Annotated in this window: 12 protein-coding genes; 6 read left to right on the plus strand and 6 right to left on the minus strand. The window is 66.6% G+C overall.

What is annotated here, in order from left to right:
* Positions 1–31: 31 nt before the first annotated feature.
* The 3 genes from ACQCVD_RS12285 to ACQCVD_RS12295 all read left to right on the plus strand — a co-directional run bounded on the left by ACQCVD_RS12285 (position 32) and on the right by ACQCVD_RS12295 (position 4,130).
* Positions 32–634, plus strand: a complete 603-nt coding sequence (locus tag ACQCVD_RS12285) for an MBL fold metallo-hydrolase (protein ID WP_426824056.1) — start codon at positions 32–34, stop codon at positions 632–634.
* 91 nt (positions 635–725) lie between these two features.
* Entirely contained in the window at positions 726–1,655 is a 930-nt protein-coding gene (locus ACQCVD_RS12290) for a DoxX family membrane protein (RefSeq protein ID WP_426824057.1), read from the plus strand.
* A gap of 225 nt (positions 1,656–1,880) precedes the next feature.
* Positions 1,881–4,130 (plus strand): HelD family protein, encoded by a 2,250-nt coding sequence (locus ACQCVD_RS12295; RefSeq protein ID WP_426824058.1) that lies wholly within the window; start codon positions 1,881–1,883, stop codon positions 4,128–4,130.
* A 14-nt stretch (positions 4,131–4,144) separates the two neighbouring features.
* Here ACQCVD_RS12295 and ACQCVD_RS12300 read toward each other — a convergent pair whose 3' ends face one another.
* From ACQCVD_RS12300 to uvrB, 4 genes are all read right to left on the minus strand, one after another.
* Entirely contained in the window at positions 4,145–5,407 is a 1,263-nt protein-coding gene (locus ACQCVD_RS12300; protein WP_426824059.1) for an alpha-amylase family protein, read from the minus strand.
* Between the two features lie 185 nt (positions 5,408–5,592).
* Positions 5,593–6,036: a universal stress protein gene (locus ACQCVD_RS12305; protein WP_426824060.1), complete on the minus strand. Its 444-nt coding sequence runs from the start codon at positions 6,034–6,036 to the stop codon at positions 5,593–5,595.
* 88 nt (positions 6,037–6,124) lie between these two features.
* Positions 6,125–6,577 (minus strand): universal stress protein, encoded by a 453-nt coding sequence (locus ACQCVD_RS12310; protein WP_426824061.1) that lies wholly within the window; start codon positions 6,575–6,577, stop codon positions 6,125–6,127.
* Between the two features lie 25 nt (positions 6,578–6,602).
* Positions 6,603–8,705, minus strand: a complete 2,103-nt coding sequence (gene uvrB / locus ACQCVD_RS12315) for an excinuclease ABC subunit UvrB (protein WP_426824062.1) — start codon at positions 8,703–8,705, stop codon at positions 6,603–6,605.
* A gap of 183 nt (positions 8,706–8,888) precedes the next feature.
* On the opposite strand from uvrB, the gene ACQCVD_RS12320 reads away from it, so the two are divergent.
* Both ACQCVD_RS12320 and ACQCVD_RS12325 read left to right on the plus strand, forming a co-directional pair.
* Positions 8,889–9,533 carry a hypothetical protein gene (locus ACQCVD_RS12320; protein WP_426824063.1) on the plus strand — a complete coding sequence of 215 codons (645 nt, stop codon included), beginning with the start codon at positions 8,889–8,891 and terminating at the stop codon, positions 9,531–9,533.
* A gap of 119 nt (positions 9,534–9,652) precedes the next feature.
* Entirely contained in the window at positions 9,653–10,534 is an 882-nt protein-coding gene (locus ACQCVD_RS12325; RefSeq protein WP_426824064.1) for a YdcF family protein, read from the plus strand.
* 7 nt (positions 10,535–10,541) lie between these two features.
* Here the strand turns inward: ACQCVD_RS12325 and coaE are convergent, their stop codons facing one another.
* Complete coding sequence (gene coaE, locus ACQCVD_RS12330; protein WP_426824065.1) at positions 10,542–11,168, minus strand: dephospho-CoA kinase; 627 nt, start codon at positions 11,166–11,168, stop codon at positions 10,542–10,544.
* Positions 11,169–11,307: 139 nt separating this feature from the next.
* A complete protein-coding gene (rpsA, locus tag ACQCVD_RS12335; protein WP_426824066.1) occupies positions 11,308–12,771 on the minus strand; it encodes a 30S ribosomal protein S1 in 1,464 nt (487 codons plus the stop codon).
* Positions 12,772–12,971: 200 nt separating this feature from the next.
* Between rpsA and ACQCVD_RS12340 the strand changes: the two genes are divergently transcribed.
* Positions 12,972–13,727 carry a class I SAM-dependent methyltransferase gene (locus ACQCVD_RS12340; RefSeq protein ID WP_426824067.1) on the plus strand — a complete coding sequence of 252 codons (756 nt, stop codon included), beginning with the start codon at positions 12,972–12,974 and terminating at the stop codon, positions 13,725–13,727.
* The last annotated feature ends 4 nt before the right edge of the window (positions 13,728–13,731 follow it).

The following is a 13,731-nucleotide window of genomic DNA, read 5'->3' on the forward strand; positions in this document are numbered from 1 at the left end:
CTCCCCGCCCAGCGTAGGTACGCTGGGTCACATGAGCGAAGAACTGAAGCTGCACCAGATCTCGGTGTCGGAGATGGACAACAACTGCTACCTGCTGGCCGCTGCCGGCGAGGGCCTGCTGGTCGACGCCGCGGACGACGCCCCGGCCCTGCTGAACCTCGCCGAGGAGGCCGGGGTGAAGATCACCGCAGTGCTGACCACCCACCGGCACGCCGATCACGTCCGCGCCCTGCAGGAGGTCCTCGAAGCCACCGGCGCCACCCATTACGGTTCCTTCCTCGACGCCCCTGCCCTGCCGGTGGCCCCCGACGTGGAACTGGAGCAGGGCGACACCCTGCCCTTCGCGGGACATGAGTTCCCCGTGGCGATCCTGCGCGGGCATACCCCGGGCGGCGCCGCCATCGCGGTGGAACTGGAGGACACGACCCATCTGTTCGTCGGCGACAGCCTCTTCCCCGGCGGACTCGGCAAAACCTCCAGCGAGGGTGACTTCATCCGCCTGTTCAACGACGTGAAGTCGCGCCTCTTCGACACGTACGACGATGACGCCGTGGTCCACCCCGGCCACGGGAAACCGACCACTCTCGGCGCGGAACGCCCGCATCTCGACGAGTGGTTCCAGCGCCGCTGGTGATCTGTCACCAAACCCGCGGGCCCGCCCCGGCAAAGATAAAATCTATAGAATTGAACTGTTAAGGCAGCAAAGACACAAAGGAGCACAAGACATGATCCGGAAGATCGCCCGCCCAATGCTCGCCTCCGTGTACGTCCTCGATGGCGCAGACACCCTGCTGAACACCGAGGCCCACGTGGAGGGAACTGACACCCTGCTCAAGCGCGTCCGTTCGGTCCTCCCCCGCCGTTACGCCAAGCAGCTGCCGAAGGACCCGGAACTGGTGGCCCGTGCCGTGGGCGGCACGAAGATCGGCGCCGGTTCCCTGCTGGCGTTCGGCAAGCTCCCCCGGCTGTCCGCCGGCACCCTGGCGGTGCTGACCGTCCCCACGATCCTGGCCCGCCACGCCTTCTGGGAGACCCAGGACCAGGAAGAGAAGAAGGCCCGCCGCAACGGCTTCATCACCAACGTCGCCCTGCTGGGTGGGCTGGCCATCACCAGCGTGGACACCGAGGGCAAGCCCGGGGTGAAGTGGCGCGCCAGCAAGGCGGCCGAGCAGGCCAACAAGAAGGTCCACGCGGCGCTGCCGACCAAGTCCGAGAGCGAGAAGACCGCCGAGAACGTCGCGGGCACCGCCCGGGAGTGGCTCGGCGAGGCCAGCGACAAGGTCTCCGAGTACGCCAACCGCGCCCAGGAGTACTACGAGGACAACAAGGACGACTGGAAGGCCACCGCCCAGGACAATGCGTCGAAGGTCTCTGGCGCCGTCAGCGATTACGCCCACAAGGCCCAGGGTTTCTGGAACGACAACAAGGATGACTGGCTGTCGGCCGCCCAGGACAACGCCAAGGCCGCCAAGCAGAGCACCGTCAAGGCCGCCACGAAGGCCCAGGAGCGCGCCGACCAGGCGCTGAACCGGGCCGAGAACAAGAGCGGCCGAGCCGCGAAGAAGGCCAACAAGCAGGCCGATAAGCTCCAGTCCCAGGCGAACAAGGCACTGAACAAGGCCCAGCGCAAGCTCAAGGGCAAGTACAACCTCTAAGCCTGCCCGCTCCACGGCACCACCGCCCCGCTCCGGCCGACCACCTGGTCCCCCTCCGGAAGACCGGGGCGGTTCTTGCGTTCTCTCCCCCGATCTCCGCGGACATCCACCTGGTTCCTCGGGGCCAGGCTCAGGAATCAGGGGAGCCCGCCGTGACGTTGTAGACTGATAGCCCGCATTCGGGGCGCCACAATGGTGGCGCCCCTCTTTTGAGGAGGATGAAACATGGCCGCACAGGATGAGGTTCAGGCTGAACAGGTGTATGTGGACAGTCTCTTCGCCCACCTCGATGATGAGGTGGCGCAGGCCAATGAGCGCCTGCGCCAGGTCATGTTGGAGGTGGACCCGGCGAACCCGGACCCGGAGGCCCTGGTCCGCCGCGAAACCGAGTACCACGGCCTGAACACCCGCCTGGACCGGCTGAACATCGCGCAGCTGGGGCTGGTGTTCGGCCGCATCGATGTGGCAACCACTGAGGTGGAGAACCCGGTACCGGGTCGTCCTGACCTTGAGCGCCGCTATATCGGCCGCATGGGACTGCTGGACCGCGAGGCCAATTACCGCACCCTGTTGCTCGACTGGCGCGCCGAGCAGGCACGCCCCTTCTATCTGGCCACCACCGCCAACCCCGAGGGCGTCCACGTCCGCCGGCACATCCGCACCCGGGGCCGTACGGTCACCGACGTCGATGATGAGTTCCTCGCGGGTGAGGGCGCCGGGGTGGAGCGCACCGGGGTGGGCTCCGAGTCCGCGCTCTACCATGCGATGCAGCAGGCCCGCTCGGGGCACATGCGCAACATCGTCGAAACGATCCAGCGCGAGCAGGACGAGATCATCCGCGACGCCACCCGCGGTGTCATGGTCGTCGAGGGTGGTCCCGGCACGGGTAAGACAGCGGTGGCGCTGCACCGGGTCGCCTACCTCCTCTACACCCATCGGGAGCAACTGGCCAAGACCGGTGTCCTCATCATCGGCCCGAACCGGACCTTCCTGGACTATATTTCACGCGTTCTGCCGGAGCTCGGTGAAACGGGTGTGGTGTTGTCCACCCTCGGTGAGCTCTATCCGGGGGTGGCCGGACTGGCCCCGGAAGGGCTGCTCGCCCGGGAGATCAAGGGATCGTCCGAGATGATCGAGATCCTCCGGGAGGCGGTCAAGGCCTACCAGTCGCTGCCCGCCGGAATCGAGGAGCTCAAGGTCGGCTCGCTCCTCCTGGAGGTCGACGCCGCGATGGTCAAGGCCTCCCGCACCCGGGCGCGGCGCTCGCGGCAGCCGCACAACGATGCCCGGGCCCTGTTCCGGGAGCACCTGCTGGAGCAGTTGGCCGGTCAGCTGGCCGAGAAGATCGGCGCCGACCCTCTGGGTGGGGAGAATCTGCTCGGCCGCGCCGACATTGACCAGCTCCATGATGACCTGGCGGAAGAACCGGTGGTGGAACAACTCCTGGATGAGCTGTGGCCCGAGTTGGAACCGGTGACAGTGCTGCGGGAGCTGCTCGAGGACCGGGCGGCGATCGCAGTGGCGGCTCACGCCTACGATGACGAGACCCGGGAGGCGCTCTACCGCGCCCCGGGGTCGGACTGGGCGCCCTCCGATGCCGCGCTGCTCGACGAGCTGGCGGTGCTCATCGGGGTGCCCGATCCCGAGCAGACCCGCGCGAAGCAGAATGCCGAGCACCGCGAACTGATCGAGGACGCCCAGGACGCGCTCGACATCCTGACCGGCTCCGCGTCGACGGACACCGACGATGAATTCGAGGCCGAAATCCTCAGCGCCCACGACGTGATTGACGCGGAGGCGCTGGCGCGACGCCAGGAGGTCCGTGACATCCGCTCCACGGCGGAGCGCGCCCGGCAGGACCACACCTGGGCCTACGGTCACGTCATCGTCGATGAGGCCCAGGAACTGAGCCCCATGGACTGGCGGATGGTGATGCGACGCAGCCCGTCGCGGTGGATGACCCTGGTCGGCGACACCGCCCAGACCGGCTCGCCGGCGGGCGTGGACTCCTGGGAGGAAAGCCTGTCCCCCTACGTGAAGACCCGGTTCCGGCACCACGAGCTGACGGTCAACTACCGCACGCCCTCGGAGGTCATGGTCGTGGCCGATGAGATCCTGGCGTGCATTGACCCGACCGCCGAACCGGCCACCGTGATCCGTGATTCCGGGCGCGAGGTCGAACGCCTGCCGCTCGACGCGGATCCGGCGGCGGTGGCCCACCAACTGAAGGCGGCTGAACCGGAGCGGATCATCGCCGTGGTCATCCCGGAGCAGGGAGCATCTGTGGAGCTGCCCGCCACCACCGGCGAGGTGCTGGGTGTCACCGAGATCAAGGGGCTGGAATTCGACCACGTGATCGTCGTCGATCCGGCGGCGATCGTCGGGCAGTCCCCGCAGGGCTGGCAGGACCTCTACGTGGCGGTCACCCGTGCCACGCAGACCCTGACGCTGATCGGAGAACTACCCGCGGTCTGAGTCGCCCCAGGTGGTCAGGCGGCGTTCTGCCGCCAGAGCTCGACGCCGTCGGCGTCGCGGATGAGCACCCGTGCCCCGCCCGGTGCCGGACGGAGGTCGATGGTCACATCGAGCACCTCCGCGGCGTCGGTACCCACCGCCTGGTAGCGGCAGCGCGTGTTCTCCAGTTCCTGCATCTCCACCATGGCGTCGTGGAGCCAGGAATGACGGCGGCGCAGGGCGATCAGTTCCCGGTGGGCGGCATGGATGCCCTCGCCCAGGGAGCTGAGCTCGCCCGGATGCTCCGGGAACTCCGGCCGGACCTCATCATCACCGCCGAGCTCCTCCCGTTTTATTCCGGTGAACCCCTGCTCGTCGCCGGCGTAGATCGAGGGGACGCCGCCGACGGTCAGGAGGATCGCGAGTGCGGTGACCGCCCCCGCCGGGCCGAGGGTGCTGGCGATGCGGGTGACATCATGGTTACCGATGAACGTCTGCGGGATGAAGGACTCCAGGAACCCGTCGTGGCGCTGCAGCGCGTGATCGAGCTCGTAGAGGTTCTCCTCCCGCAGCGAGGACCAGATTCCCTTCCACAGCTCATACTGGGTGACGGAGTCCATCTTGGCCTCCCAGCTGAACCTGGCGTAGTCGCCGTGGATGACCTCGCCGAGGAACCAGGTGTCGGGGTGGTTCCGTCGTACCCGCGGCAGCACGGTGCCCCAGAAGGAGGGATCGACCGAATAGGCCGCATCCAGCCGCCAGCCGTCGATGCCCCGGTCCAGCCAGTGATTCATCACCGCGACCGCGTGGTCGCGGACGCCGGGGTCGGCGTGGTTGAGCCGGACCAACTGGCCGTGGCCCTCGAACACCCGCGGTGCCGGGCCGTCCGGCGCTTCCCAGTCGATGTCGAAGCGGGCGGCCACCTCACTGTCCGGTCCTTCCTGCAGCGCGCGGCGGAACTCCGGGTGCTCGTTGCCGACGTGGCTGAACACGCCGTCTAGCACCAGCCGCAGGCCCCGGGCCCTGGCCTGCGAGACCAGTTCCGCAAAGTCCTCCTCGGTGCCCAGCCGCGGGTCGATCCGGAACTGGTCCAGCACATCGTAACCGTGGGTCTGGGAGGTGAAGATCGGGCCCAGCAGTAGGCCGTTGACGCCGAGCTCCACGGCGTAGTCCAGCCAGTTCAGCAGTCGCCGCAGCCGCGGCTGCGGCGGGATGTCCCGGTCGGGCTCGCGGATCGGGGCGCCGCAGAAGCCCAAGGGGTACACGTGCCAGAAGATGGCGTGTTCGCTCCAGTCCATGGCGGGATCTCCTATCAGGTCCAGGGTGGTGCCACCAGCCAACACTAATTGATGTGGGCCGGCACGGCTGTCTCCGCTGGAACGGGGATGACCGGGGGTACCGATGCCACAGCTGCCGCCGCGGGCACCGGGGAAGGTGCAGGGTCGGGAGCTGTGGTGGGCGGGGCGTCCCCGCGGACCGGTCCTTAGCTGACGGTGTGGACGATCATCACGTCACAGTCGGACTGCCGGGCGACATCCGCGGGCACCGACCCCAGCAGACGGCCGGTCAGCGAGTTGATGCCGCGGTTACCCACCACGAGCAGATCCGCCTGGTGATCGTTGACGATCGCCATCAGCGCCTGCACCGGGGTGCCGGAACGCACCTCGGTCTCGATCTTCTCCACGCCAAGGGACCTCGCGTGCTCGGCGGCCAGCTTCAGGTTCTCCCGGGCCTTCTCATCGCCCAAGACGGTGACGGAATCCTGCCGCAGGGTCTTGGAGGCGTCCTCCTTGGACTCATAGAACGCGACCCCCACAATGAGGGTGGCCTGAAACGCAGAAGCGATCTTGCTGGCCCGTTCAACCGCCAGCATGGAGGACTTGGAGCCGTCGGTGCCGACGACAATCTTCTGGTAAGTGTCGCTCATGAGACCTTTCCCTCGTGAAGTTCTGTGGGGTTTGTTCAGGAGACTACTCTAGCAGCGAAAACCCGCGTGAACCGGGGATTAGCCCCAATTAACGGACCTCCGAAGTATTGACCAGCATCACGTCCACGGAAGCCTTGCGGACCACTCCCGTGGGGATATTGCCGAAGACCCGACCGGTCAGCGACTTCACGCCGCGGTTGCCCACCACCAGCAGATCCGCGTCGAATTCCTCGATGGCCGCCAGCAACACCTCCACCGGCGTGCCCTCCAGGGTGTGCCCCCGGACCTTTCCTGCCCCTTCAGCTTCCGCCGCCTTCTGGGCTTCCGTCAGGTACTCCTCGGCGCTGCTGCGGCTGACCACCGGAATCGAGGAGGCATCGGCGTTCGGGGAGCTCAGCAGGGAACCCGTGCTGCTGTAGTGCGCGCACACGATCACCAACGTGGCGCCGTAGGCGGCGGCGAGACTCCCGGCTGTGCGGACCGCCTCGAGTGCGGAGTCTGAGCCATCGGTCCCGACTACGATCGTCTGGTATTTGCTCACTTGAATTGCCTTTCTTCCTGCGCTTCTAGATACCTGCGTCCTTTATACCCCGGAGTTCCTTCTTCAGTTCCGCGATCTCATCGCGGAGCCGGCCGGCGAGCTCGAATTTCAGCTCGCGGGCAGCGGCACCCATCTGGGCGGACATGTCGTCAATCAGCTTCTGGATCTGGTCCGCCGGCATGTCCGAGACGTCAGGGCGCCCGGCCACGGCGGCGTCGCCGTCCAGGGAACCGGCCGGAGCCTCGTCACCGGTGTTCTCGTAGACCTGGTCGAGAATGTCGGCGATCTTCTTGCGCAGCGGTTGCGGGTCGATGCCGTGCTCGGTGTTGTAGGCGACCTGCTTCTCGCGGCGCCGCTCGGTCTCATCGATGGCGTTCTGCATCGAGTCCGTGACCTTGTCGGCGTACATGATGACCTCGCCGGAGACGTTTCGGGCGGCGCGGCCGATCGTCTGGATCAGCGAGGTCGTGGACCGCAGGAAACCCTCCTTGTCGGCGTCAAGGATCGCCACCAGGGAGACCTCCGGCAGGTCCAGGCCCTCACGCAGGAGGTTGATGCCCACCAGCACGTCGTACTCCCCCAGGCGCAGCTGGCGCAGCAGTTCCACGCGCTGCAGGGTGTCGATGTCGGAGTGCAGGTAGCGGACCCGGATGCCGTTCTCCATCAGGTATTCGGTCAGGTCCTCGGCCATCTTCTTGGTCAGGGTCGTGACCAGGACACGCTCGTCCTGCTCCGTGCGGCCGCGGATCTCGTGGATCAGGTCGTCGATCTGGCCCTTGGTGGGCTTGACCGTGACCTTCGGGTCAACCAGGCCGGTCGGGCGGATCACCTGCTCCACGAACTCACCACCCGCCGCCGCCATCTCGTAGTTGCCCGGCGTGGCGGACATGTAGACGCACTGGCCCTTGCGCTCCTCGAACTCCTCCCAGGTCAGCGGACGGTTGTCCAGGGCGGAGGGCAAGCGGAAACCGAACTCCACCAGGTTGCGTTTGCGCGACATGTCCCCCTCGAACATGCCGCCGATCTGCGGGACCGTCACGTGCGACTCATCGATGATGGTCAGGAAGTCCTCGGGAAAGTAGTCGATGAGCGTGGCCGGTGCGGTACCCGCTCCGCGGCCGTCGATGTGCCGGGAGTAGTTCTCGATACCGGAGCAGAAACCGACCTGCTCGATCATCTCCAGGTCATACTCGGTACGCATGCGCAGGCGCTGGGCCTCCAGCAGCTTGCCACGGTTCTCCAGGCTGTCCAGCCGTTCGGCCAGTTCGGCCTTGATGTCGGCCACCGCCTTCTCCATGCGCTCCGGCCCCGCCACGTAGTGGGTGGCCGGGAAGATCCGGACCTCCTCGACCCGGCGGACCACGTCCCCGGTCAGTGGGTGGATGTAGTAGAGGGAGTCGATCTCATCACCGAAGAACTCCACGCGCACGGCCAGTTCCTCATAGGCCGGGATGATGTCCACGGTGTCCCCCTTGACCCGGAAGGCACCGCGCGTGAAGGAGACATCGTTGCGGTCGTACTGGATGTCCACCAGCAGGCGCAGGAAGCGGTCGCGCTCCACTTCATCGCCGACCTGCAGCACGATCGAGCGGTCCAGGTAGGACTGCGGGGTACCCAGGCCGTAGATGCAGGACACGGAGGAGACCACCACGACGTCGCGGCGCGAGAGCAGCGCCGAGGTCGCCGAGTGGCGCAGCCGTTCCACATCCTCGTTGATCGAGGAGTCCTTCTCGATGTAGGTGTCCGTCTGCGCGATATACGCCTCGGGTTGGTAGTAGTCGTAGTAACTGACGAAGTACTCCACCGCGTTATTGGGCAACAGCTGCCGCAGCTCATTGGCCAGCTGGGCCGCCAGTGTCTTGTTCGGCGCCATCACCAGGGTGGGCCGCTGCTGCTGTTCGATCAGCCAGGCCGCCGTGGCGGATTTACCGGTGCCGGTCGCACCGAGCAGGACCACGTCCTCCTCGCCCCGGTCCAGCCGCTCATCGAGCTCCTTGATCGCCGCCGGCTGATCACCGGCGGGCTGGTACTCCGAGATGACCTCGAACTTCGCGTCGGTGCGCTCAATCTCGCCGACGGGACGGTGCTCGGAGTGGGACAACACGGGATGTTCAGCAGCAAACGCCATGCGCCCCATTCTACGGCAGGACGCAAACCGCCCCTCCGGTGCTTGCCGACGCCCCGCCCGCGCCGTCGGCCGCCGGGCCCGGCGGTGCCGGGGAAGGCAGGGGGTCACCGTGAATGGTTCGTCCCCACTTTCCCCCGGTGTGACTGTAGTCATATATGCTCCTGGGCAAGGAGCGTGCGAACGATGAATCTTCCCAGCCGGTTCGTCCGGCACCCCGCCCTCGTCTTCACCGGAGCCGTGGTCCTCACCGGTTGCACGGCCGGGGATCCCTCCTCGGGCCCTGTCACGACCACGGCGCACACCACCGTGGCCACCGCCGGATCGGCCAAGGAACCAACACCACCCCGGGCCACCAACACTGACGACGCCACCACCGCAACCGCAGCTGAGAGCGACGTCCCGGGGTCCGCCGTTCCCGGCGACCGTTTCGTGGCACTGATCGACGAGGTCCCCCAGATCGACCCGGCCCCGTACTCGTCCTCACTGATCTACCCGGCACAGCCCGGCCTCCAGTTCCGGTCACCGGATGGCACCTACTGCGAGATGTACGGCGAACCCGGCCAGCAGGGTGAAGCTCCCGGGGCGCTGTGCACCTATGCCGGCGAAGTCGATGTGAATGCCGTGTCCGTGCGTCAGGGGGAACCTGCCGTCACACACAACGTCAACCGGATCTTCACCCCCGCCGAGCAGACCCGGGTTTTGGAACCCGGTTCCAGGCTCGTGGATGGAGCCGTCAGCTGCGCGATCCCGGAGGGTGAGAACCGGGTGTTGTGTGCCGTCACCCCCTACAGCTTCGCGGTCAGCATGGAAGACGTTGCACTGGGCTAACTGCACAGCGGCACCTGGGAGGAGCCGTTACCTTTTTGTTCCCGCTCCCACATGGATCCGTGATCTGTCCCTACACTCGGCGGCGTCGCCATCCCAGTGGCGACCTGAACCACTCGCCGATGAAGGAGACTGACCTGACTTCCCGCACCTATCGTCCATTGATCACCGCACTGGCCGCCACTGCGGTCTTGTCAACGGCGCTGGCTCCCATCCAGGGGCAACCCACTGCTGCTGCCACTGCTCCCGGCCAGTCCTCCCCCTCCGCCGCAGAAGAAACAGACGACGATGCAGCGGTGGACGTTGGCATTCCTGGCTACGGACCCTATACGGTTTCCGCGAATCTGCACGGTTCCGGTCTGGACCCGGCTTCAGCCACCGGCGAGGATCTGCTCAGTGCGGCGGTGTTCTCCGCGGATCACGAAGACAACGTGGCGGCCCGCGACGCCGCCCTGAGGGCCCTGAGCCCGGAACGTCACGCCGTGGTCAGCGCTGGACTGCAGGCCCTCCGCGCCGAGGTTCCCCCGCCCGACCTGGCTGACCCGGGTACTCCGATCGTGGTCCTGGGTAACGGACTCAATGATGACGGCTCGGTCGCCCCGAACCTGGCCAACCGACTGACCGCGGCGGAAGAGCTGGCGACGGAGCGGCCCCAGGCTCCCATTGTCGTCTCCGGGGGCGCGGACGGCAACGGGCACGTGGAGGCCCACGCCATGCGGGACTGGCTGATCGGCCGCGGCATGCCGGCCGAGCGAATCCTGCTGGAGGACCAGGCATCCTCCACGGTGGATAATGCCCGACTCTCGCGTCAGGTGCTGCCCGAGGCCCAGGGGGCGATCGTGGCCACCTCCGCAGATCATGTTCACCGCGCCGTCGTGGGCTTCACCCTGGCGTTCGGACCGAACGCCACCGTCACCGGGGTGGGAAGCCCGAATGAACCGCCCACTCCCCTGCCCGGTGACACCGGGACCTACCGCGACGCCGTGAACTGGTACCTGGCCTGAGCCCCGATCAGCCGTTGATCCGGCGCTGGATCTCCGCTGTGAGACGTTCCACCTGCGGCTCGAGAGCCGCCGGGGTTCCGTTGTTGTCGACTATCACGTCGGCGGCGGCGAGCCGCTCTGCATCGGGTATCTGGGCGTTGATCCGGGCCCGGGCGTCCGGTTCCGTGATGCCGCGGTGGGTGGTCAGGCGCCGGACCCGCTCCTCCGCGTCCACGTCGACGACCACCACCAGGTCCATGTTGCGGTGGTAGCCGTTGTCCACCAGCAGCGGCATGTCGTAGACCACGGCGTCGATGCCACTCTCCTCCGCCTGTTCGAAGCGGCGCAGCGTCTCCTCCCGGATCCTGGGATGGGTGATGGAGTTGAGCACCGACGTGCGCTCCGGGTCGGTGAAGGCGCGCGCCGCCAGCTCCTTGCGCCGCAATGCCCCGGCGTCATCAAGGATGTCGGGCCCGAACGCCTCCGCCAGCTCCTGCAGCGCCGGGCGACCGGGTTCGACGATGTCGCGGGCGATCTGGTCGGCATCGACCACCTCAAGATTCAGGTCTCCCGCCGTGGCGGCGTGGGTGGCGAGCAGAGCGGCGACGGTGGACTTGCCGCTGCCGATCCCTCCGGTCAATCCGATTCGCAGCATGGTGTCCAGCTTAGTTGGAGCGGCACCGCCGCATGCGAAAGCGCCCCGTCAACCCGGACCGGGCTCCCTTACACAGGGAACCCGCCCAGGTCAGCGGGGCGCTGACATCAGCCGAGGTAACGGCTTAAGAAGTGGCGGCTTAGTTGCCGGCCAGCTTCTCGCGCAGCTTTGCGAGCTGCTCGTCGGAAGCCAGGGAACCACCGGTGGTCTCTGCTTCGGCGACCTCGGATGCCGGAGCTGCATCCTCAGACTCCGAGGAGTAGTTGGTGGCGGCCTCCTCGGCAGCCTCGGCGGCGGCGGCGCGGTGACGCTCGATCTGAGCGGCGTGGAGCTGGAAGCGACGCTCGGACTCGGCGTAGCGGGCCTCCCATGCCTGACGCTGCTCGTCGTAGCCCTCGAGCCACTCGTTGGTCTCGGCGTCGAAGCCCTCAGGGAAGATGTAGTTGCCCTGCTCGTCGTAGGAGTCGGCCATGCCGTAGCGGGACGGGTCGAACTCCTCGGTGAAGTCCTCATCAGCCTGCTTGAGCGACAGGGAGATGCGGCGACGCTCGAGGTCGATGTCGATGACCTTGACCATGACCTCTTCGCCGACGGTGACGATCTGATCCGGGACATCCACGTGGCGCTGAGCCAGCTCGGAGATGTGGACCAGGCCCTCGATGCCCTCCTCGACGCGGACGAAGGCGCCGAACGGGACGAGCTTGGTGACCTTGCCCGGGACGATCTGGCCCACAGCGTGGGTGCGGGCGAAGACGCGCCACGGATCCTCCTGGGTCGCCTTCAGCGACAGGGAGACACGCTCGCGGTCGAGATCGACGTCGAGCACCTCGACGGTGACCTCGTCACCGACGGTGACGACCTCAGACGGGTGATCGATGTGCTTCCAGGACAGCTCGGAGACGTGAACCAGTCCGTCGACACCGCCGAGATCGACGAAGGCGCCGAAGTTGACGATGGAGGACACGATGCCCTTGCGGACCTGGCCCTTCTGCAGCTGGTGCAGGAACTCGGAGCGGACCTCGGACTGGGTCTGCTCGAGGTGGGCACGGCGGGACAGCACGACGTTGTTGCGGTGCTTGTCCAGCTCGATGATCTTGGCCTCGAGCTCCTGGCCGATGTAGGGCTCCAGGTCGCGGACGCGGCGCATCTCGACCAGGGAAGCCGGCAGGAAGCCACGGAGACCGATGTCGAGGATGAGGCCGCCCTTGACGACCTCGATGACGGTACCGGTGACCGGCTCGTCGTTCTCCTTGAGCTGCTCGATGTGGCCCCAGGCGCGCTCGTACTGGGCGCGCTTCTTCGACAGGATCAGACGGCCTTCCTTGTCCTCCTTGGTGAGGACAAGCGCGTCGATCTCGTCGCCGACCTGGACGACCTCATCGGGGTCGACGTCGTGCTTGATGGAGAGCTCGCGGGAGGGGATGACACCCTCGGTCTTGTATCCGATGTCGAGCAGGACCTCGTCGCGGTCGACCTTGACGATGGTGCCTTCGACGATGTCGCCGTCGTTGAAGTACTTGATCGTCTGGTCAACTGCGGCGAGGAAGTCCTCAGCGGAGCCGATGTCATTGACGGCTACCTGAGGTGCGTTGTTGGTGGGCATATGTGTTTGTGCTCCGAAAAATGGGCTAGGAGGTCGAAAACGGACAGGAACGTATCTCTCGTGATCCCGACGTGGCTGGAAAACGATCTCACTCCGGTGCGGGCCGGTCCCTCCTATTTAGACCTGACTCACGCCAGCGCATAGACACGCTCCCCCAAGAGTAGTGTGTTTGCTCTCTCGCGGCAAATAGACTATCGCCCATGACCACATCAGAAACAGCAGTTTCCGTTTCCCGGGCCAACCGGGAGTTCTGGGACGGCGACGCCGAGCGCTACCACGCAGATCACCGCACCTATTTGGACGGCTTCCACTGGTGCCCGGAAATGCTGTCGGAGGGTGAGGCGAGGTTGCTCGGTGACGTCCGGGACGCCACCGTGCTGGAACTCGGTTGCGGTTCCGCGCCCTGCGCCCGCTGGTTGTCGGGCGACGGAGTGGGATATGTCTCGGCCTTCGACCTGTCGGCCGGCATGCTGCGGCGGGCCGGAACCGGGCACGACGTCGGGCTGGTGCAGGCGGACGCGATGGCGCTTCCCTACCGGGGCAGTGTCTTCGACGTCGCCTTCTCCGCGTTTGGCGCGATTCCTTTCGTCCGGGACATCGACGCCCTGTTCCGGGATGTGGCCCGGGTGCTGGCGCCCGGCGGCCGCTTCGTCTACTCCGTGAACCATCCCATGCGCTGGATCTTCGTGGATGACCCCGCGTCCTTCGCCGTGTTCACCAGCTACTTCGAGGAGGGGTACCTCGAATATGACGACGCCGGTGCCCCGACCTACGCCGAGTTCCAGCACAAGCTCGGCGATCACGTGCGTGCCTTGGTCGGGGCAGGCTTCACCCTCGATGACGTGCTGGAGCCGGAGTGGCCGGAGGATCTCACCGAAACCTGGGGCCAGTGGTCGCCGGAACGCGGCCGGATCTTCCCGGGAACGGCGATCTTCTCCGCGCACCTGCCCGCCTAGCTGC

The sequence above is a fragment of the Corynebacterium halotolerans genome (assembly GCF_050107895.1).
Classification (GTDB): Bacteria; Actinomycetota; Actinomycetes; order Mycobacteriales; family Mycobacteriaceae; genus Corynebacterium; species Corynebacterium halotolerans_B.